A 21,921-nucleotide genomic window follows, 5' to 3' on the forward strand; every position below is an offset into this window, starting at 1 on the left:
CCCTTCTTATTTTCCCCGTATAAAGTAGATATTTTGCAAAATCATTATCATTTTTATCTTCACTGCTCTCCCAATTACGAATATCTTGTAGTACCTTTTTCCAACATTCATCTGTATTACCTAAATTTCTTCTACCACTTCCTCTTTTTGGATGATTTACCCACATTTGAAATAATTCGTATAGATTCATTTTTAAACTCCTTATTTTAATACATACCATTATACTTCCTTGAATTATTTGATGTCTTTTTTATTTTCCTAAAAACTAAAAGACCATCTAAAAAACAGTAAGTAATCTAGCAACATTTAAAGGGATTAGAACTTTTAGTTCATTTTATTGCAAAAGATTAAACTTTTTCAAGATGGTGCGATTTTTTATTAACAGTTCAACTTTATTTCAAAGCCACAATAACTATTCCCCTGCCAAATCCATCCCTCCCCTCTCACTCCCCTCAAATCTTTGCGTCCCTAGGCTCTATCACTCTTTTACCGTTCTTCCTCGTATCGAATATTCGGACATTTAAACTAAGTTCTTCCCAGAATGGAGAAGAGAGAAGAAAAGTGAAGTAAAACGAAGAAATGTATCAGTTTTGGGATGGTGTTACAGTTAGGAATCACACTGAATAGAGATTGAAAATCAGTTTGATTGATAGAGTAGAAAGGATATTGGAAACGGCTTAATACTAATATTGGCAAAGGATTGGAGGAATAAAAGAAAAAGACTGAATCACTATTGGATACAGCCCGAATTGTATTGATTTGGGAGTGAATATTCCTATTGAAAAGTGATTGAAAAACCTATCAGAATACGTACACACTATGTTAAGTTTTATCCTCTTCTAATACCGACCTGGCTCAAAACAGAGAAAAACAAAAATTAATTGATACTAAGTTATCGAAAGACAATAATACACTTTATTTTAAAAACTCATATAAGGAATTGATGTCATTAATATTTATTCTCTCTACAACAATTTTGATTACTTTTGCTTCCTTTTGTTCGACTACTGCATTAAATTTCATCCCTACATCTAGCTTGTCTGCATATATAGATGCCCAATCCTTTGCAATAAATCCAATTTCGTTATCATCATTATCAACTACTAATATAGCATTTCTATCATAAGGATTGTCTTCATCTCTTATTAAAAATAAGTTATCACCGATCTTAACATTACTAACAAATTTTCTTCTCTCTGGTCTTGTCACTCCAACCACAGGTAATCTCTCCCTTTTAATCAAGACAGACGCTTTCTCCCACTCGGGGATTACTTTTTTATACATTTTATCCAATGTGTAATACATATCAGAATCAATTGTTAGCAATTTATGTTCCTTATGTTGTTCCTTAAATAAGGATACTTTTTTTAAACTTTCATTATCCCAAAATCCTTTCACTTCAATAAGTGTATTATTATCAAGAAAAAAATCTGGTATATAATAATGTGAGAAATGATCGGATTCAACAAAGTAGGATTCTCTTTCATATTCCCATTTAATACCTAAATAGTTTAATAATCTAGCTATATTCGCTTCCCAAGAGGAATTAAAAACCAATTTTAAATCATCTCTAAATTTAACGTGTGATTCCCTTGAATCTCTTGCCTTCATCCGTATATCTAAACTTAAACTACCATCCATATCCTGATAGATACAATGATTAATATTACTTTTTGAAAGGACACTTAGAACCTTATACGAGGGATAGACATCTTCATTGTAAAAGTTATTGATTTTAAACCAAATTAGCCCATTTATTTCAAATTTATCACTTACTATATCAACATGATTTACTTCAATATCCATATCTAAAACATGCTTTACAATATTTCGAGCATCCTCCTCATATTTTTTATCTAAAATGAAATAAGAGAACCTTTTACCAATTACAATCTCGTCAAATTCGTGCATATTTTCGTAATTAAGATTCTGCCCCCATGAATTAACTTCAATATCCCACATTTCTTCATTAACTTGACGAAATCTTTCTTCTTCTTTCTTATCATTTATTGGATATTGCTCTAGGTATTTAACCTCTATAGTTTCAGAACCAGTATTAACACCCTCTATAATCTTATAGCTTTTAATAAATGAGTTTTCCATGATTTGTTCAAAAGTTGGAAGGTCCTTCTTATATAAAGTAAATTCACGAATCCAACCACGCATCTTAACCGTTTCAGGTTTCAGTTTTTTTCCAATACACTCATAAATAAACGACTTAAATTCTTTTCCTTCTATTTCGTATTGATTTACGTATCTCATGGCTTCCTCCTTTATAAAATAAAATTGACTCTTTCCTAAATGGTAAATAACTACATTTTAATTATCCATTGTTATCCACCTTAACTCTACCAAATTTTACTAACCTATACAGCATAAATATAGAAAAAATTACTAAAATCCATTTTGCACATCTACTATATGTATCTGTTTCTAAGTCGTTCCCAAACCAAATCCCCCTCCATCCCCTATCCCCCAAGGCTTCAACCCCATTTCTAAGCCTGAAGGCAATGTTATAAAGTTCTTCCCTAAAACACCCGAATTTGACCAGAATTAACCCGTCTGGGTTGTATCGAATATTCTGCCATTGTAATTAAGTTTTTCCCTGAATGGATAAAAGAAGAATGAAGAGAAAATAGAAAATGTAACAATTTGAGGATTAAGTTACAGTTAGGAAACATACTGAATAGAGATTGGAAATCCGTTGGATTGATAAAGTGAGGATATATGCCCACGTAACTCCATTTTACAAAGCTCCCCCTTACCCCTCAACACCTTCTCCCTCTTACTCTCACGCCCCTTTCCCCCTTTTATCCCCGCCTTTCAATTTAACTAAGTTTTACAAAGAAAATCACCATTTCTTTCAGAAATCAGGTGATAATCATGCGTTAAAATATTGAAAAATGGAACTAAGATTTACAGAGGAGAGTTAAGGATTTAGGTGAAAGGAGAGAGCATTTTCAGGCTTTTCCCCACGCTTTTCTTCACGCTTTTTCATCACACTATCTTTTATTCTTACATCTACTCACGCCTTGTCACGCTTGCTTTATAAGTCTTTTCTCCAAACAAAAAAGAACCGAGAAGGCGTACCAACGGTACGCTCCCGATTCTGATTGGAGTATTACATAAAGCCCGATACATACCTGCCTCCGCTTCCCCTTCTTTGTAAAACTTACTTACATCTTGTAAGAAGAGTTACATTTTTGAAAGGGAGAGTAACGGGGAGACAGGATAATGACTGGAAAAGATATTGAATACCGCTTAAAGCTACTATTGGTAAGGGACTGAAGAGATATTGAACAAAAAAGAAAAGGACTGAATCACTATTGGATCCAGCCCGACTTTTTATTGACTTGGGATTGAACATCCCTATTGGATGATGTTTGAAAAACCCTCCGAGTACATAGCGTTTTCTCCCGCTGAACTTCCCCGTTCCTTTATCGTTCGGAACCAACTATTTAGCAGTAGGTACCGACTTTTTAGCAGAGGGAAATGGATTTTAGCAGGGAGATATATCAATAATAAACTTAATCTTCTTCTACTCCACTGTAACACTCTTAGCCAGATTCCTTGGCTTATCAACATCTGCACCACGATGAAGTGCAGCGTAATATGCAATGATTTGTAACGGTACCACACTCATAAGTGGTGTTAACAATTCATGCACAGCAGGAAGTACAAATGCATCATCGTCTTGCTCTAGTCCTTTCATGCTAATGATCATCGCGTTGGCACCACGTGCAACAACCTCTTGAACATTACCACGAATAGAGTAATTTACATTTGCTTGTGTAGCAAGTGCAATAACTGGTGTGCCTTTTTCGATAAGAGCAATGGTACCGTGTTTTAACTCACCACCAGCAAATCCTTCTGCTTGAATATAAGAGATTTCTTTAAGCTTTAACGCACCTTCTAATGAAACATAATAATCCAAACTACGTCCAAGGAAGAATGCATTTCTTGTTGTTTCAAGATAATCTCTTGTTAGTGATTCAAGCTCTTCTTTCTGACCTGTTAGGGCATCAATACCATTAGCAACTATGGCAAGCTCTTGCATTAAGTCAAAATCTAACTCAATGCCTTTCACTTTTGCTGTATCTACTGCTAGGATTGCTAATACAGCAATCTGTGCTGTATATGCTTTTGTAGATGCTACCGCAATCTCTGGTCCCGCATGTAGATGTAGCGTATAATCCGCTTCACGAGAAAGGGTGGATCCTGGCACATTAGTTACTGTAAGTGCTGGATGTCCCATTTCTTTAATTTTTACTAAAACTGCACGGCTATCTGCTGTCTCTCCACTTTGTGAGATAAAGATAAATAGTGGCTTTTCTGATAGCAATGGCATATTATACGAAAATTCACTTGATACATGAACTTCTACAGGTATTCCTGCTACTTTTTCAATAAGATTCTTCCCAACTAATCCTGCATGATAGCTAGTTCCTGCCGCAATAATATAAATTCGATCAGCTGCTTTCATTGCAGCTCGAATATCTTCATCTAACGTCAGTTCACCAGCTTCATCCTGATATTCTTTAATAATTTTTCGCATCACGATTGGCTGTTCATCAATTTCCTTCAGCATGAAGTGTTCGTAAGTGCCCTTTTCAATATCACTTGCATCAATTTGAGCAGTATAAGGGTTACGCTCTACCACACTTCCGTCCAGCTTTTGAATCGTAACAGCATCACGTTTCACAATAACAATTTCTTTATCATGGATTTCAAGATATTGATCAGTTTCCTTCAAAGTTGCCATTGCATCACTTGCAACAACATTGAAACCTTCTCCTAAACCAACCAATAATGGACTTTTATTTTTAGAAACATACAGTGTGTCAGAATCTTCGTTATCAATCAAAGCAATTGCATATGACCCCTCAAGCATTTCCATTGCTTGACGGAAGCTTACTAACGTATCCTGATTTTTTTCAAATAGCTTTTCAATTAATTGAACGACTACTTCTGTATCTGTCTCACTTCTGAACACTACATCTTGAAGATATTCTTTCTTTATATCCTGATAATTCTCGATTACTCCATTATGAACTAGTGTAAATCGACCAGATGTGCTTTGATGTGGATGCGCATTTTCTTCACTAGGTTCACCGTGTGTTGCCCAGCGTGTATGGCCAATCCCCATTGTTGCATGAACACCTGCATCAACACTTTCTCTCAATGTAGCAATACGACCTTTAACTTTAAAAAGATTGATACCATCTTCATTTAACAATGCAATACCAGCAGAGTCATATCCTCTGTATTCTAACTTCGCTAATCCATTTAGTAGTACTTCTTTTGAATCCTGTTGTCCGATATAACCTACAATTCCACACATTCGTTGTTGTTCCTCCTCTAGGGGCAACAAACGACCAATTGTAAAAAGATTAATCCTTACGGGGCGTTTTATTGCCCCTTTCTCGTGTTTTGTTTTTTAGTTACACCCAGCTTTTTCCCTTTGTGCAATAGGTCACCCTATTGTTTTATAGAAAACGCGTGACGACTGGAGTGTGCAATCGGAAGGCACCCGCCGAAATCTTCGATAACCTTCTTCCTCGTCAACTATTTTCATTTTCCGATCAGAAAATAGTCCTGGCGCTTTATTAGTATTAATCCCTATCCTCCTTTCTATCTAAAAACATCACCCTTTTCTTGGCAGTAAAAAATGCCAGAATGGTTACCAATTTATTTTAACCGATGTGATGAACATGGTCAATTTTAAAATCGTTTCGGGTGATGTAAGTAGTATATGTTATATTGCTTCAATCGTTCATATTAACCGTTCAAATACAGTAAAAAGCACATGGGAAACGTAACTCCATGTGCTTTTCTTTGAATTATTACTGATGTTTTTCTAGAAAATCTAACATAACATTATACACTTTTATTTCATTTTCCTTCTTAGAAAAACCGTGTCCTTCATCATCCAGTATAAGATATTCTACATCTCGTCCTTTTTCTTTTAGCTTAGCAACGACTTGGTCGGATTCTTCTTTCACCACACGTGGGTCTTTTGCTCCTTGGATAACGAGCATAGGTTTTACCATATCATCCAGATACGTAATAGGTGAATCCGTTATAAATCTTTCCTTATCACGTTCTGGGTCACCAACCCAACGCTCCATCATTGGTTTCCAGTGTGGTGGCACAGAATTCACAAAGGTAAATAGGTTCGATACACCAAAGATGTCAACAACTGCTTTAAAATATTCCGAATGGCGGCCATGTAATAGCAGAGACATATATCCACCATAACTTCCACCAACAAGGAATAACTTATCACGATCAGCTATATTGTTTTCAAATAACCATTCAATACCAGCAACACAGTCTAAGCGAGGTCCATGTCCCCAATCCTGTTCGACAAGCTTAACAAATGAAGATCCATAGCCAGTACTTCCACGGAAGTTTGGTGCAAAGATGTTATAGCCTCTATTTAAAGCACTTTGGAACATCGCACGAAACATCTTCCGTTCAGCTGCTTGCGGACCACCATGCGGCCAGAAAATAGTGTACCCATTACTGTATTCTGGCTTTGCTTTAAATAGTAGTGCTTCTATTTCCATACCATCAAATGACTTATACGTAACCACATCTGGCTCTACCATTTCCTCTTGACTAACACCGAGAACACGGTTATTCGTTAATGCTTGCCATGAATTACCATCCGTTGATTTATAGATATTAAAAGGAATTGTAGCGCTACGACCTAATAGATAAAGATTACCTGCCTTTGTTACAACTAGCTTTTCTAGAACATCTACTGGAGTCGATAATTCCTCTAGCTTCTCAGAAGTTAAATCATAACGATAAAGAATATCTTCTACGCCTTTTTCCGTAGAGAAATAAAGGTAATTATTCTCTTTGTTGTATTGAACACCTTCTATACTTTCTTTGACAATTTGAACTACTTTCTCAAAGCTCTTGGATTCCAAGTTGTATTTGGCTACATAACTATATTCTTCTTCATAATTTGTTGTAAAATAAATTTCCTTTTCACCGACAAACACAGGACTTGAAGCAATATGCACCTTATCTGGGTCTGGCGTTAGACTAACCATTTGATCGCCATCTTTAACAAACAATTGAATATATGTATTGGCAAATAAACGCGTATACACAAATGTATTTTCATCCTCTGATACAGCCGCTAAGTAGGTAGTACCAGCTTCTCCTTCATGAAGAAGTGTATCGGAGTTGTCCTCTAAGTTTCTTACACGTGCGTTTAAGAAACTCGGATTACCTTCAGAGGTTACATAATACAATCTTTTCCCATCATCACTTAAATGTACAAAATAGTACTTTTCGGAAGGGTCCCCAGTAATCAATCCTTCTGGCATACCGCCCTCACTGGAGACAGCATAAATTTGATAATTTTCATCTCCATTATTATCATATCCCGTTAAGACGTAACGTCCCTCTGGGTCAAATTTAATAAAATTCGATGATTGATCTTTTTGGGCAAAAAGGTAAGGAAAGGTATCGGGTAAATCCATTGCCCAAAGGTTCATCTTTCCATTTAAATTCGTGTTGAATACTAGTCGCTTTTCATCTTTACTAATTGCAAAATTGGAGATGACATATGTTCGTAAGTATTGCTCAACTGTTGGTTTTGAAAAGTTTAACATGTTACTCCCCCTTGATAGATATATCTGAAAATAGTTACTTTTAAATAGTATACATTATTTTGGTATAGTCTGACAGTTCGAAACCCGAAATTTTGTAAAAAATTACGGTTACATCCGTTTGGTAGAATCTCGCTTTACATTATATACTTTCCTAACTGTAAAAAACCCGCCCTCGAATGAGGACGGGTCTTGTTATTATTTTTCACCTAACAAATCTTCAATTACTTTTGCAATTTGATTCGTGTATTTCTCGCAATCCTCTTTTGTTGGTCCTTCAACCATTACCCTGACTAATGGTTCTGTTCCAGAAGGTCTTACTAATACACGTCCATTGCTTCCTAAGGCTTCTTCAACTTTAGCAATTTCTTGTTTAATTGTTTGATCATTTAATGCTTTTTCTTTATCTGTTACCCTAACATTCTTTAATACCTGTGGGTAGATTGTCATTTCACTTGCTAATTCAGATAGCGTTTTACCTGTATTTTTAAGAACATTTACAAGTTGTATAGCGGATAACATACCGTCTCCAGTCGTACTGTAATCTAGGAATATTATATGGCCAGATTGTTCCCCGCCAAGGTTAAATCCACCCTTACGCATTTCCTCCATTACATAGCGGTCTCCTACCGCAGCTTTTACACTACTCATCCCATTTGCTTCTAGTGCCTTATAGAATCCAATATTACTCATCACAGTAGAAACAATTGTATTGTGACGCAAGAAACCTTTTTCGTTCATGTATTTCCCACAAATAAACATGATTTGGTCTCCATCGACTATGTTCCCTTTTTCATCTACCGCAATTAGACGGTCTCCATCACCATCAAACGCTAATCCAATATCAGCACCTTTTTCTAATACAAATTCTTGAAGTTTTTCTGGATGAGTGGAGCCTATTCCGTCATTTATATTTAATCCATTTGGTGTAGAACCAATTGTATAGACATCCGCTTCTAAATCAGCAAATAAATGTGTTGCCAATCCTGATGTTGCACCATGTGCACAATCTAATGCAATTCGAATCCCTTCAAAATCATTATCGATGGATTCCTTTAAGAAGGACAGATACTTATGACCCGCTTCAAAATAATCCGATACAACTCCAACATCTGCGCCTACAGGACGAGGTAAATTATCCTCTCCATCTAACAGCTTCTCGATTTCTTCCTCTTGTTCATCAAGCAGTTTAAAACCGTCTGGTCCAAAAAACTTAATGCCATTATCCTCTACTGGATTATGAGAAGCAGAAATCATAATTCCGGCTTGTGCGCTAGTTGCTTTAGTTAGATAAGCAACACCCGGTGTCGATATTACACCTAATCGCATAACTTCTGCACCTATCGATAGTAGACCCGCAACCAATGCACCTTCTAACATATTTCCAGAAATACGTGTATCACGACCGATTAACACTCTTGGTTTCGATGTCTCTTTTGTTAGAACATAACCACCGAATCTACCTAATCTAAACGCTAATTCTGGTGTTAAATCCTTATTGGCAACACCTCTAACACCATCAGTTCCAAAATATTTACCCATTTTTGTACCTCTCCTTTACATCCTACTTTATGGACGTTCCCGAACGAACACCGTGTTTTTACCAACTTAAGCTTCTTCTATTTCCACAACTACTTCTTCCATATCCAATTCAACTGTTATATTGTTTGGTCCTTCTACTTGTAGTGGGACTCTTCTTCTACCAATATCGAGACCATTTGCATTGATATAAATACGAAAATCTTCTGCTTTTAAATCCCTAACATCTTGTTCGTTCCCTGATACAGTTATATTGATACGCTCTTGATTAGGTTCGACGAAATTAATCACCTGGCCACTGGATAGGTTGTCCACCTCAATCGGCACATCCTCAAGGGACTTCGTTTGTTCTAAGACAACCTGTACCTTTACGGAATCTACTGTTGGAGCTTGAACCTTTTTAGGAAGTGCTAAGTTTACCTCAATCGTACCAGACTTTGTAATATCTGAAAGATTAATTGGTTCTGTTGTTATTTCATCAATATTCGCTAATGTATCAGATGTTGCAAAAATTTCAATTTCCTTTAAATCAGCTTCCATTGAAACTAAGGAATATCCATTTGGTAATTTCCCTGTAGTAGCAACACTAACCGGGACTCGCTTGCTAGGATTATCAATATCCACCGATACTACTACAGTTGTAGGGTCTACTCGAACACCTAGCTCATTACCTTGACTATCATAAACATTGACGGGGACTTCCCGATTCTTAATTGATTCTGTTACTCCTGCTACATCTACATATACCTTCACTATTGCAATACGGTCAATGACCTCTTTCGAACTAGTAATGGTAACTTTATCTGTATTTAATTTGTAATCACCAATCTGATATCCTTCGGGAAGTTTATCCTCATTTATAAAGTCAACACTGATAGCAAACTCATCTGTTGATCTTTCTTCAATAATAATGTTTATGGTTTTCGGTTCGATATAAACCGATAGCCGGCTTGAGATTTCCTCGTGTTTGATTTCAACCTCGTGTTCTCCTTCTTTCAATCCTGTTAAGTCTACATACACTTCAATATTCTTTTGTCTTACCACTGGAGCGAGGGCACTAGTTGGGCCTTCTAGAGAAACATTGACCGTTTCTGGTACTCCACTTACAACGTATTTATCACTATCTATTCGTATATCTACAGGAACATTCTGTAATGTCTCTGTTTTTACAGACCCGCCAAACAAAATAGAACTTTCATTCTCCGTACTATCGGTTTCTTCAATCGCAACAAAAACATACAAAAGTATAGCGAACCCTAGAGAGATTGCTCGGATAAACCACTTACTTTTAAACCAATTATCCACGCTTCTTCCCTCCTATCTTCCATGGTTTCCTATCAGAAGTCTTTTGTATAGGAGCTATATTTTCTAGTATAAAATCCCTCAATCCATCTTGACCCAAATCCCTACGAAGTTCTCCATTTTTCGTTCCTGAAATACTTCCTGTTTCCTCTGAAACTATGATGGTTAAGGCATCTGTAACCTCACTTATCCCCATTGCTGCTCTGTGTCTTGTTCCTAATTCCTTAGAAATAAAAGGACTTTCTGACAATGGTAGATAACATGCCGCTGCGACGATTTCATCACCTTTAATAATTACAGCACCATCGTGAAGCGGTGTGTTTGGTGTAAAAATGTTGGTCAGTAGCTGATGTGTCAATTTCCCTTGTATTGGTATTCCTGTTTCAATATATTCACCAATACCTGTCTCTCGTTCAATCGTAATAAGTGCCCCAATACGTCTCTTAGCCATATAGTTACAAGCATGAACAATATCTGTTACAAATTTGTCTAGTTTCTCTTCCTCAGATTTAGTACTTCTGGAGAATAAATTTCCTCTACCAATTTGCTCTAAGGCCCTTCTCAGTTCTGGTTGGAATAAAATAATAATCACGATAAATCCCCAGGATATGATTTCATTTGTTGCCCACATCAATGTTTGCAATTCAAAAATCATACTAAGTAGTCGAACTACAAAAACAACAACAATTCCTTTTAACAGTTGAATCGCCTTTGTTCCTCTTATTAACATGATTAATTTATATAGAACATACCAGACGAGACCAATATCTACGCCTATTCTCAGTAGATCTAAAATACCAAAATCCCCATTAGGCATGCCTACACTTCCTTTTATGCATCAAATTATCTTCCCGTCTTCATTAAATACCGCTTACATTATATCATAATTTAATATGCTATACTTCATTTAGCTAATCTCATGTTTCCACAAATATTCTAATGATTATACCTCCCAATTAAATTCGTGTAAATAAAAAAACCTGACTATTAGCCAGGTTATAACTATTCAAATGAAAATATACTTTTAAATAAGTTTTGGATACGATACCACATCCACTCAAAAGCGCGATCAACTTCCTTTAACTCTCCATTAACTTCTCCTACAGACGCCATTAAACCATTACTATCTAAACTATCGTCCTCCACCAAGCTACCGTTAATTAGTGTTACATTTCCGTCTACAGTTCCCTCTATTTTCAAATCACCATTCTGGACTACTAAGTCCCCTTCTACCGTAACTCCTTCCGGTACAATTACGGTATCACCTTTGATAATCAAATTCTCAGGGTTCGATACCATTAGTTGAGAATCATGCTCCCAAGCGGAAAATAATCCCGTTATGGTAAAGAGAAAGAAGATGGCAGCAGCTGTTAAAACAGGATGCATCTTAAACCAGCGCATATATTTTACGCTTTTGCGTTCTACTGGCAACTGCTGCATCACCTTTGCTGCAAAGTCATCAGGTGCTTTTATATTCTCCGTACTTTGAATAAGCGTAATGGCTCTTTTCAACTCATGAAGATGTGTTTGGCAATCAGCACAACCTTCTAGATGGACCTTTAACCGTGACTCTTCGTCTCTGGTTATATCTCCATCCAGATGCTTATGCATTAATTCTAATGCTTCTTTATTACAATCCAATTGGATTCACTCCTTTTACACATGACGAAGCTTTTTACGTAAGGCTTCTCTTCCCCGGTGAACTCTAGTTTTAACAGTTCCTATTGGGATATCTAATATTTCACTAATCTCCTGAAGAGAAAAATCTTCTAAATAACGTAGCATAATTATACTACGATACTTTGGAGGAAGCTCCGCAATTTGCTTTTGAATATAGTTTTGCAGCTCAAGCTCTTCTAATTCATCCTCTGGAAGTTTGTCTTCAGCGGCTAATTGAGAGTACATATCTAATCCTTCTGTTCCTTTTACCTCAGCATCTAGATAGTAGTCTGGTTTTCGTTTGCGAAGTCGATCAATCGTTAGATTCGTCGCAATCCGATATAGCCAAGTAGAGAACTTTCTGCGCTCATCATAGGAGTGGATATTAATATAAGCACGTATAAATGCTTCCTGTGCTATTTCTTCTGCCTCGTGTGCGTTTCCCAGCATTCGGTTACAATGCTGATATATTTTGTCCTGATAAAACAGAACAATATCTTCAAACGCAGCTTGATCCCCTTTTTTAACTTGTTTAATTTTATCTCTAATTATTAATTCCATTACCTGTACCTCCGCCTGATGCGGTATTAAACCTTACGTATCTAAACAAAAAAGGTTTCACTTTTTTGCTAAAAAATTTCATCCGCCTAGTTTGTCCCATTTTTTGCAGTAAACATTTTCCATTCTATTATAACGCATTATGGGTAAAAAATATCGATTTTTCTAAATTTAATGTTGCAAAAAGGTAAATTTACGGTATTATAGTTTAATGTATAGTATTAGGGGGTATAGTTATGGATAAGCATCTATTGCAGAAAATAGAGCAATGTAGAAAAGAAATGATAGCGTTAAGTGATACATACCATTTAACCTCAGAAGTTGTAGTAGAGACTAGTAAAAAATTAGATTTGCTCCTAAACGAGTACCAATTAAGTAACGCATCAAAATAAGAAAAAAAGATAAAAAAAGACATCAATTCGAATCGAATTTAATGCCTTTTCATTTTTTTATATAGGGATTACTTTAGTTTTTCTCCAAATAAAGAACCCATTAAACCAACAGCTAATGTAGCTGTTTTATTTTTTTCATCTAAAATTGGATTTACTTCTACAACCTCAAGTGAGGTAAGTAGATTAGAATCAAAAATCATTTCCATTGCTAGATGACTTTCCCGATATGTCATCCCACCTAATACAGGCGTTCCCACTCCAGGGGCTTCCGTTGGATCCAATCCGTCTAAATCAAGACTTAAATGTAACCCATCCGTATTTTCTTTCAAGTATTGGATCGTTTCTTCCATTACTGCCGACATACCCATTCGATCAATCTCATGCATCGTATAAACTTTAATCCCTTTTTCGCGAATTAATTCTCTCTCACCAGGATCTAAAGACCTTGCGCCGATGATTACTACATTTTCAGGTTTAATCTTTGGTGCATAATCATATAATCCAGTAAGTCTTTCATGACCTAAACCTAGACTTACTGCTAGTGGCATACCATGGATATTTCCTGATGGTGATGTTTCACTAGTATTTAAATCACCATGAGCATCATACCAAATGACACCAAGGTTACGATAATGCTTAGAAATCCCTGCTAAGCTCCCAATCGCAATACTATGGTCCCCACCAAGTATTAAAGGAAATCTATCTTTTTGAATTTCTCCGTCTACCATTCTTGCTAATGTTTCGTTTGCTTCAATTACTTGCTCTAGGTTTTTTAATTTGCTTTCTTTATCTTCGATGCTTCCTGGGCGATTTATTGGAATATCTCCCATATCATGTACATCATAGTTTAAGCTTTGCAATCTTTCAATGGCCCCAGCATATCTTAGTGCACTTGGTCCCATATCAACTCCACGGCGACTTTGTCCTAAATCCATTGGAACACCTATCATAGAAATTTTATTCTTCATACTATATTGCCACCTCCAACATTCATTTTACCTTAGATTATTTAAACGACTCAACTCGACAATTTTACGAATATTTATACATTACCAAAAAGTCCACTCACTATTCTCTAATTACTAGAAATACTATCAATACAACGTCGTATGAAAGAAAAATAGGCACCGCCACCTGACGATACCTACTATAGTGCCTTAGCTCCATATTGGTACGGTTTTAGTTCTAATGGAATAATACCTTCCGTGCGCCAAGCGCGAATTAAGTTCTCCGCACTTTCCTCAGTTGGCATAAAAGCAATACCGCAATCGCCACCACCAGCACCCGATTGTTTTGCCGCTCCACCGAGTTCTTCTGCTCTATCACAAAGCTTTTTAATCATTGGTGTTTCGAGTTCCGTTTTTGCCTCTTTTCCAACAGTTACTAATGCGGCTCTATTTTGTCTTATCCCTTTTAACAATAGTTGTAAGTCACCTTGGTGAATACCTGTTAAAAAGTTACTTACCGCTTCCTCACTATCACTAAGGAATTTTTGGTATTTTTCGATGTTATGATCTTTCAGGTCCAATATTTTTTCAACCAAATTCCCCGTGGATGCCGGACTACCTGTCCAACCGATACATAGGTACAAATTATTTGGAAGTTCTATCTTTTTAGCAGAAAAGAACTTCCAATCCTTATGTAATAACGCCATTAGAGTACTAGAACGTTGATATTCCTCACGAAGCCAATCCGCTTGAAAGGAAGAGTACTGTAGCACTCCACCGTAGCTAGATGCTGCTACATCAGCACCAGAACCGTTCCCTTGTGCGGCTACATGTGCGATAGATGCCAATTTAAAAACTAACTCTGATGATGGCGTTTTTTTCAAATGCCATTGTAGCATCGCTGTTATTATCCCAACAGATACAGCGGCACTTGAGCCAAGCCCAAATTTTTTACCAGTCGTTTTATCATCTAACTCACTTTTGACCCGAATAGAAATATCCTCTATCGGTATTTGATTTTCATTTAAGTACACACAAGCAATTGTCATCGCCTCTTGCACAAAATTAACACGATTATCTTCAGAGATGATTGTAACCCTATCTTTTTTAAAGAACCACTTCAAATCTCGTAGTTGAAACTTCTCTAAAGAAATATTTTTATTTTCACTAGGATTGATATCAATATATACAAAGCGATTAACAGCCATTGCCGCAAGCTTGTGAAACGGTTCTAAGACAGCAAATTCACCCGCTATCATCAGCTTACCTGGAACTTGTATGGTTAGCTTGGAATTAAGCAAATTCATCATCCTTTAGAAAGGTAATTCCTTTGCCGACCTTGCTCAATTTCACCTCGGAAACACCTGGCACATTACTTAATGTGTTTTGAACCATATCCTCATGTTCTGGAAGGTATAACACTTTTACATTCGGTCCCGCATCAATCGTAAAGTATGCCGGTATACCTTTGGCTCTTAACTCTTGAACAGTTTGCATCACAGACATCGTCGTATCTAACCAATATGTGAAAGGTGGATTAGCCCCTAAAGTTGTAGCATGCATTTTCAAGCAATTCGCCTCGGCAATCTGACCAACCTTTTCGAAATCCTTATCTCGGATACCTTCTTTTATAGCAGTTAAGTCCGCTGGAATACTATCCACCCATCCTCTGAAGAATGGTGAAGTTTCCACTGTTCTCCTCATGCCCGATCGACTAGAGACCTTTTTCATTTTAGAAGATAGCACTACCGCAGCTACTCTTATATCCCAGTGGCTCTCAGTTGCAATGGGTACCGCGTACGAATCCGAACCGTCTTCTTTCTGTCCCTTTTGCCATTCCGCAAATCCACCAAAAATAGACCGACAAGCAGAACCAGAACCTTGTCGGGTTAATCTTGATAATTCAGTTTCCGATAATTCCAAGCCAAGCGCTTTTGTGGAAGCCCCTGCTAATGCAGCGAAACCAGATGCGGAGGAAGCAAATCCAGCAGCTGTCGGCACAACGTTAGTGGAATTCACTTCCGCAAATAGTTCTTTTCCAGCAAGGTCACGAACTAAATCAAGAAATTTGATTACCCGATTACTTTGTTCTCCTTCGATTAAACAATCATTTAAATAGAAGGCATCCTTTGATAAGTCCTCTTTAAACTCAACTGAAGTAGTTGTATAAAAGCCATCCAATGTGATGGATAAACTATTATTGGTCGGCAATATTAACGCTTCGTTTCTTTTTCCCCAATATTTAATTAATGCGATATTCGTATGTGCTTTTGCAGTTGCTTTCATTACGGTTCTCCTTTTTCAAGAGCCACTCTTCTTTAATCTTGTTTCCTTAAGACAAATGGCCATACAGCGTGTGCGCCGAATTCCTTCAGTTTTTCCGCAAGCTGTCTTGAATGTATCTCATTCTTCGCCAAGGCTATAATACATCCACCATTACCTGCACCAGTTAATTTTGCTCCTAAAGCTCCTTCTTTACGGGCAAAATTAATAAGGCGGTCCAATCCTTCATCACTTACACCAAGAGCTACTAACTCTTTTTGAGCTTCATTCAGCATTTGTCCTAAAAGATTTCTTCCCGCTTTTTCCAATGCATGTTTTGCTAAATGGGTAAGCTCGCCAATACGTTCAATTTTTGATTGAATCTTTTTTGGAGCTTTCTTTAATAGATGTGCAACAGACTCTACCGCTGATCTAGTATCACCGATTCGACCAGAATCTGCCACTATAAAGTGAAAATCTTCACCAGGACTTATATAACTAACCGGATTATCCATTTCAAACCATACAGGCGATTCAGAAGTAATTGTTAAGGTATCTATTCCACTAGGTGATCCATGTGCAAATTTTTCTGCTATATTAGCAAAATGAAGTAGCTCCCGTTCTGTATAATCTACGTTAGCATACGCAAATAGGGAGCGAATGATAGCAATTGCTACAGATGCACTTGATCCTAAGCCTTTTCCTGGTGGAATGGATGATTTCACTCGAATAATCATATCTCGTTTTGGAAGTGATAAATACTTTAATGTTGCATGAATACTATTAACAATTCCTTCTAAAGCAAGTGGTGCTGAATCCATCGGTCCGTGATAGAAGGTACTATCAAACTTAATCGGCCCATTATGTTGCTCAATAACGGATTCAACCCCAACTAATGGAAATGGGATCGCAATTGCAGGTTGTCCGTGTACAACTGCATGTTCACCAATTAGGATTAGTTTACTGTGTGCAATACCAATTCCAGTTTTTTCAGTTGCTATTATATTATCTGTTATCGTTACTTTTTCCGTACTCATTGTTTATACTGTTCCACCAATTCTATAGCTTTACCTACACGGATTTCTTTCGACTTCACCAATTCTTTAGCTATAATATCAATCATCTCCCCAGTAGCACCTGCTGCAATCGCAACAGAGCGGGAATGCAGGGCCATATGTCCCTTTTGAATTCCATCTGTTACAAGAGCTTTTAAAGCGCCAAGATTTTGCGCAAGACCGACTGCAACAATAACTTGTGCAAGCTCAGAAGCAGATTCAGTTCGTAATATTTTATGCGCGAGTTGTGATATCGGGTGTACACGAATTGCACCGCCAACTATTCCAATGGACATAGGTAGCTCTAACTCGCCAACTAAGTTTCCTTCTTCATCGACAGACCACTTAGTCATGGATCGATAACTGCCAAATCGCGAAGCATAAGCATGCGCTCCTGCTTCAACTGCACGCCAGTCATTACCAGAAGCGATAACGACAGGATCAATACCATTCATTATACCTTTATTATGTGTGACTGCACGATAGGGATCAGAATCCGCAAATTCAAATGCGTGTACAACACCATCTCGAACTTCTTCCCCAGTGTAATTACCAGTTTCTAATAATCTAGGTGGGATAATACAGGATGCCTTAGCTACACAACGGTCAGCAAAGTTAGATAATATTCTTAAATAGACTTTACCTTTTGCAATGTCTTCAACCATTGGAGCCAATGACTCAACCATTGTATTTATAATATTCGCTCCCATTGCATCACATGTATTAATATACAAATGTAAAACAAGCATTTTTCCGTAGTTGGAATTAGGTGAATCATTAAGGATTCTTACATCTAAATCTGTAGCACCGCCACCTCTTTTGACGATACTAGGATATGCAGCATTTGCAGCTTCGATAAGGCCATTTTTAGCATTTACAAGCGCCTGTTTTGCACTGTCATAATTCTCGCATCCAACAACCTGTATTTGTCCTATCATAATTCTCTCAGATGCTTCTGTTTGAAAGCCACCGGCATCTCGAACAATTTTTGCAATATGACTAGCCGATGCCACTATAGACGGCTCCTCAACTGCCATCGGTATAATATAGTCTTTCCCGTTTATGAGGAAATTCAATCCTAATCCTAATGGAAGTGGGAAAGTTCCGATTACATTTTCAATCATTTTATCAGCAGTCTCGATTGGTAAAGCATCTTCTGAAAATAGAGCACTTAACTCATCATCAGAAAAATTTAGTGCCTCTTGTAAAAGTTCTCTTCGTTCCTCAACTGTTTTTTTATAAAAACCAGGAATTCTAGAAGATTTCATACCAACCATCCTTTTATCATATCAATTTCAACTATCAAGTCCGCTCGTCCTTCTACGGATTATAGTAGTTCTAAAATAACGGCTAAAAAAGCTCACATTAATTCCATTATAAATAATAAATTACTCTATCTATTATGTTAAAAAACATTATAAAATGCAAATAAAAACAAAGGTTGCAACGAATTAGCAACCTTAGTTTTTATATATTATTTAGGATGAGCCATGAAGGATTCGAACCTTCGACCCTCTGATTAAAAGTCAGATGCTCTACCGACTGAGCTAATGGCTCATATAATAAAGTGATTCTAATGATGTGTGAGCGTTTATCAAGTTGACCCCTGCATCTTCAAGCATAATCAAGAGACAAATGCTTCGGGGTTACTCGAAGCTTAATCGACGGGAGAAGTACTCGTTGCTCTACCGACTGAGTTAATGGCTCGTGAATATTGTGTATCTCTTACGCTGTTCAAGCTTTAGCTCAAAAGATCTAAGAAATAAAAAAGCTGGGCTACTAGGATTCGAACCTAGGAATGACGGGACCAAAACCCGTTGCCTTACCGCTTGGCTATAGCCCAATAATCTAAATGGTGGAGGGGGGCAGATTCGAACTGCCGAACCCGAAGGAGCGGATTTACAGTCCGCCGCGTTTAGCCACTTCGCTACCCCTCCATATATTTAGCTATTATTTTATTTTTATACAAAAAATGGTGCCGGCCAGAGGACTTGAACCCCCAACCTACTGATTACAAGTCAGTTGCTCTACCAATTGAGCTAGGCCGGCATGAATGGTGGAGGATGACGGGCTCGAACCGCCGACCCCCTGCTTGTAAGGCAGGTGCTCTCCCAGCTGAGCTAATCCTCCACTTGATGACCCGTACGGGATTCGAACCCGTGTTACCGCCGTGAAAGGGCGGTGTCTTAACCGCTTGACCAACGGGCCATTTGAAAAAGTAAGCTTGTCATTCAGTCAACGAATTTTATTATATACAGAATCCGGTTCTTTGTAAAGAGAAAAACTAAACTTTTTTTAAAAAAATTTCTCAATACCTAATAAACGTTGATTTTACAGGGTTTATCATTGCAAAATTATTATATAGAAAGAGAAAAAAATTGGTTTTTTTCTTGAAAGATGTTAAATTATAGTTAGGTACTAGTAGTTAATCATAATTGGAGGTTTGAAATGACTGAACTATTGAAAGATAAAAATATTGTAATCATGGGAGTAGCCAATGAAAGAAGTTTGGCTTGGGGTATAACAAAGTCCCTTCATAAAGCAGGGGCAAATTTAATTTTCACATACAGACAAGAAAGATCGTTTAAAAAACTGTCAAAGCTACTGGAACAAAATAATATCGAGGCAAAATTCGTTGTTTCTTGTGATGTAGAAGACGATGAAAGCATTACAAATGCATTTAGCGAAATCAAAGAAAATGTTGGTATAATTCATGGTTTAGTCCATGCTGTCGCTTTTGCAAACCGTGATGACCTAAAAGGAGAATTCACGGAGACATCACGTGATGGGTTCTTACTCGCTCAAAATATTAGTTCCTATTCTCTAGTAGCTGTTACGAAAGCAGCAAAAGAGCTAATGACAGAAGGTGGAAGTATTGTTACGCAAACATACTTAGGGGCAGAAAGAGTAATTCCTAATTACAACGTGATGGGTGTAGCGAAAGCATCTTTAGAGGCAAGTGTACGCTATTTAGCTGAAGATGTTGGAAAATATGGGATTCGTGTGAATGCTATATCTGCTGGTCCAATTCGTACTCTAGCAGCAAAAGGGGTTTCCGGATTCAATGAAAAATTAGGCATGGTCGAAGAAAAAGCTCCATTACGCCGAAACGTAGATCAAGATCAAGTTGGAGACGCAACATTGTTCTTTCTCAGCGATTTAGCCAGAGGGGTAACAGGAGAAGTACTACATGTTGATTCCGGATACCACATTATTGGAGGCTAACAATATTAACAATAGCGCTTACTAGCTTTAGTAAGCGTTATTTTTCTATGTGTACAAAAAGGGGGAGACATATGGAGGTATGGTTTAATAGCGAGCCTTTTAATTCCTTTGAACTATTTGGCAGTGAACACCATTTTATGATTATGACATACCTGCTAGGTATCATCATTCTATTATTCTATTCAAAAAAGATGAAGGAACATGCAAGGGTCACAAATACATTACGATGGGGATTCTTTATCCTATTAGTTACTTCTGAAGCAAGCTACCAAGTATGGGGTATGGTTAACCAAGATTGGAATCCCCCAGAATTTTTACCATTTCAGCTTTGCAGTATGGCCGGAATTATAACCATGCTTGCTCTCTTAACGAAGAATGATCGATTAATTCAGATCATATTATTCATCGCGATAGTTCCGTCATTTTTAGCGGTAGTCACTCCAGAATTACACCATGGGTTTCCCCAATTTCGGTTTTGGCAATTTTTTATACATCACATTGTCTTATCTTGGTCAGCGTTCTTTTTAGTTCTAACTAGAATGTCAAAGATTACCTTAAAAGATACAATCATGGCATATACGTATTTATTATGTTATGCGGCCATAATAGGCTTCATTATCAATCCAGGATTAGACGCCAATTATCTATTTCTTGCGAGAACACCATCAGTCAACACACCGCTAAATCACCTGGGCGATGGGGCTTGGTACTACTTTAACCTATGTGCGATAGGATTGTTCGTCTATTTAGCCATTTTAGGGCTATATAGGCTACTAAATTATCTCCTGAGTTCTGATAAGGACGAAGTTGTATAGACGGTTCAGCGAAGCTTATCATGATACAAATAAGCTATGTATGTTAGCAATTGTTTCAAGTAATGTACATCCATTTAGCCAAACCAAACTCACCCCCCCTATTATTACATTCAAGTAATAAAAAAACGACGTCCAATCTTTAAAATGGACGTCGTTTCTTATAAGAGTAAGAGCTTCCAGCCGGATTTGAACCGACGACCCCTTCCTTACCATGGAAGTGCTCTACCTACTGAGCTATGGAAGCATATGTAATTTTATACACAAAAATGGCTCCACAGGTAGGATTCGAACCTACGACCGATCGGTTAACAGCCGATTGCTCTACCACTGAGCTACTGTGGAATAATGGTAATATAATTAAATTATTATGTAATAAGCTTACTTCTTTAGTATGAACAACTTTTGAGTTTTTTATACAAAAAAATCGCCTGGTAACGTCCTACTCTCGCAGGGGCAATGCCCCAACTACCATCGGCGCTGAAGAGCTTAACTTCTGTGTTCGGTATGGGAACAGGTGTGGCCTCTTCGCCATCATCACC

The 21,921-nt window shown here is 37.3% G+C and carries 16 protein-coding genes, 8 tRNA genes, 1 rRNA gene and 1 pseudogene; 3 read left to right on the forward strand and 23 right to left on the reverse strand.

From position 1 onward, the window contains the following. The 9 genes and pseudogenes from G5W_RS0119970 to sigW all read right to left on the reverse strand — a co-directional run. Positions 1–190: pseudogene (locus G5W_RS0119970) on the reverse strand (hypothetical protein); the annotation flags it as partial. Between the two features lie 725 nt (positions 191–915). Continuing rightward, on the reverse strand, positions 916–2,262 hold the full coding sequence (locus tag G5W_RS23050; protein ID WP_010099553.1) for an HIRAN domain-containing protein: 1,347 nt from the start codon (positions 2,260–2,262) through the stop codon (positions 916–918). 1,276 nt (positions 2,263–3,538) lie between these two features. Further along, the gene (gene glmS, locus G5W_RS0119985) at positions 3,539–5,341 is read right to left on the reverse strand and encodes a glutamine--fructose-6-phosphate transaminase (isomerizing) (RefSeq protein ID WP_010099556.1); all 1,803 of its coding nucleotides are present in this window, start codon (positions 5,339–5,341) and stop codon (positions 3,539–3,541) included. A 502-nt stretch (positions 5,342–5,843) separates the two neighbouring features. After that, on the reverse strand, positions 5,844–7,631 hold the full coding sequence (locus G5W_RS0119990; protein ID WP_010099557.1) for a S9 family peptidase: 1,788 nt from the start codon (positions 7,629–7,631) through the stop codon (positions 5,844–5,846). Between the two features lie 195 nt (positions 7,632–7,826). Beyond that, positions 7,827–9,170, reverse strand: a complete 1,344-nt coding sequence (gene glmM, locus G5W_RS0119995) for a phosphoglucosamine mutase (RefSeq protein ID WP_010099558.1) — start codon at positions 9,168–9,170, stop codon at positions 7,827–7,829. 66 nt (positions 9,171–9,236) lie between these two features. Then, positions 9,237–10,472, reverse strand: a complete 1,236-nt coding sequence (locus tag G5W_RS0120000; RefSeq protein WP_010099559.1) for a CdaR family protein — start codon at positions 10,470–10,472, stop codon at positions 9,237–9,239. Beyond that, on the reverse strand, positions 10,465–11,286 hold the full coding sequence (gene cdaA, locus G5W_RS0120005) for a diadenylate cyclase CdaA (protein WP_010099560.1): 822 nt from the start codon (positions 11,284–11,286) through the stop codon (positions 10,465–10,467). The genes G5W_RS0120000 and cdaA overlap by 8 nt, the downstream gene beginning before the upstream one ends. Positions 11,287–11,471: 185 nt before the next feature. Beyond that, positions 11,472–12,110: a zf-HC2 domain-containing protein gene (locus G5W_RS0120010; protein WP_010099562.1), complete on the reverse strand. Its 639-nt coding sequence runs from the start codon at positions 12,108–12,110 to the stop codon at positions 11,472–11,474. Positions 12,111–12,125: 15 nt separating this feature from the next. Continuing rightward, entirely contained in the window at positions 12,126–12,689 is a 564-nt protein-coding gene (gene sigW / locus G5W_RS0120015) for an RNA polymerase sigma factor SigW (protein WP_010099564.1), read from the reverse strand. A 233-nt stretch (positions 12,690–12,922) separates the two neighbouring features. Between sigW and G5W_RS23480 the strand changes: the two genes are divergently transcribed. Then, the gene (locus G5W_RS23480) at positions 12,923–13,078 is read left to right on the forward strand and encodes an aspartyl-phosphate phosphatase Spo0E family protein (protein WP_010099565.1); all 156 of its coding nucleotides are present in this window, start codon (positions 12,923–12,925) and stop codon (positions 13,076–13,078) included. A 68-nt stretch (positions 13,079–13,146) separates the two neighbouring features. Here G5W_RS23480 and rocF read toward each other — a convergent pair whose 3' ends face one another. From rocF to G5W_RS0120075, 11 genes are all read right to left on the reverse strand, one after another. Then, positions 13,147–14,046, reverse strand: coding sequence for an arginase (gene rocF / locus G5W_RS0120025; protein WP_010099566.1), 900 nt, complete (start codon positions 14,044–14,046; stop codon positions 13,147–13,149). Positions 14,047–14,225: 179 nt separating this feature from the next. Beyond that, positions 14,226–15,332 (reverse strand): phosphomevalonate kinase, encoded by a 1,107-nt coding sequence (locus G5W_RS0120030; protein WP_033445803.1) that lies wholly within the window; start codon positions 15,330–15,332, stop codon positions 14,226–14,228. Beyond that, the gene (mvaD, locus tag G5W_RS0120035) at positions 15,319–16,311 is read right to left on the reverse strand and encodes a diphosphomevalonate decarboxylase (RefSeq protein ID WP_010099568.1); all 993 of its coding nucleotides are present in this window, start codon (positions 16,309–16,311) and stop codon (positions 15,319–15,321) included. Before mvaD ends, G5W_RS0120030 begins: the two co-directional genes overlap by 14 nt. A gap of 32 nt (positions 16,312–16,343) precedes the next feature. Then, positions 16,344–17,324 carry a mevalonate kinase gene (gene mvk, locus G5W_RS0120040; RefSeq protein ID WP_010099569.1) on the reverse strand — a complete coding sequence of 327 codons (981 nt, stop codon included), beginning with the start codon at positions 17,322–17,324 and terminating at the stop codon, positions 16,344–16,346. Further along, positions 17,321–18,610 (reverse strand): hydroxymethylglutaryl-CoA reductase, degradative, encoded by a 1,290-nt coding sequence (locus G5W_RS0120045; RefSeq protein WP_010099570.1) that lies wholly within the window; start codon positions 18,608–18,610, stop codon positions 17,321–17,323. The genes mvk and G5W_RS0120045 overlap by 4 nt, the downstream gene beginning before the upstream one ends. Positions 18,611–18,826: 216 nt before the next feature. Then, positions 18,827–18,899, reverse strand: a tRNA-Lys gene (locus G5W_RS0120050). Positions 18,900–19,113: 214 nt separating this feature from the next. Beyond that, positions 19,114–19,185, reverse strand: a tRNA-Gln gene (locus G5W_RS0120055). A gap of 10 nt (positions 19,186–19,195) precedes the next feature. Continuing rightward, a tRNA-Tyr gene (locus tag G5W_RS0120060) sits at positions 19,196–19,279 on the reverse strand. A gap of 36 nt (positions 19,280–19,315) precedes the next feature. Beyond that, a tRNA-Thr gene (locus G5W_RS0120065) sits at positions 19,316–19,391 on the reverse strand. Between the two features lie 5 nt (positions 19,392–19,396). Continuing rightward, positions 19,397–19,472 (reverse strand) — tRNA-Val (locus G5W_RS0120070). Positions 19,473–19,478: 6 nt separating this feature from the next. Continuing rightward, positions 19,479–19,550: transfer RNA gene (locus G5W_RS0120075), tRNA-Glu, on the reverse strand. 240 nt (positions 19,551–19,790) lie between these two features. Between G5W_RS0120075 and fabI the strand changes: the two genes are divergently transcribed. Both fabI and G5W_RS21800 read left to right on the forward strand, forming a co-directional pair. Beyond that, complete coding sequence (fabI, locus tag G5W_RS0120080; protein ID WP_010099572.1) at positions 19,791–20,567, forward strand: enoyl-ACP reductase FabI; 777 nt, start codon at positions 19,791–19,793, stop codon at positions 20,565–20,567. A gap of 71 nt (positions 20,568–20,638) precedes the next feature. Then, the gene (locus tag G5W_RS21800) at positions 20,639–21,382 is read left to right on the forward strand and encodes a YwaF family protein (protein ID WP_010099574.1); all 744 of its coding nucleotides are present in this window, start codon (positions 20,639–20,641) and stop codon (positions 21,380–21,382) included. Positions 21,383–21,553: 171 nt separating this feature from the next. On the opposite strand, the gene G5W_RS0120090 is transcribed toward G5W_RS21800, so the two are convergent. The 3 genes from G5W_RS0120090 to rrf form a co-directional block, all read right to left on the reverse strand. Next, positions 21,554–21,626 (reverse strand) — tRNA-Thr (locus G5W_RS0120090). Between the two features lie 23 nt (positions 21,627–21,649). After that, positions 21,650–21,724 (reverse strand) — tRNA-Asn (locus tag G5W_RS0120095). An 84-nt stretch (positions 21,725–21,808) separates the two neighbouring features. Beyond that, positions 21,809–21,921: ribosomal RNA gene (rrf, locus tag G5W_RS0120100) — 5S ribosomal RNA — on the reverse strand; the annotation flags it as partial.

Origin of the sequence: Ornithinibacillus scapharcae TW25 (assembly GCF_000190475.1) — a bacterium.
Classification (GTDB): Bacteria; Bacillota; Bacilli; order Bacillales; family Amphibacillaceae; genus Ornithinibacillus; species Ornithinibacillus scapharcae.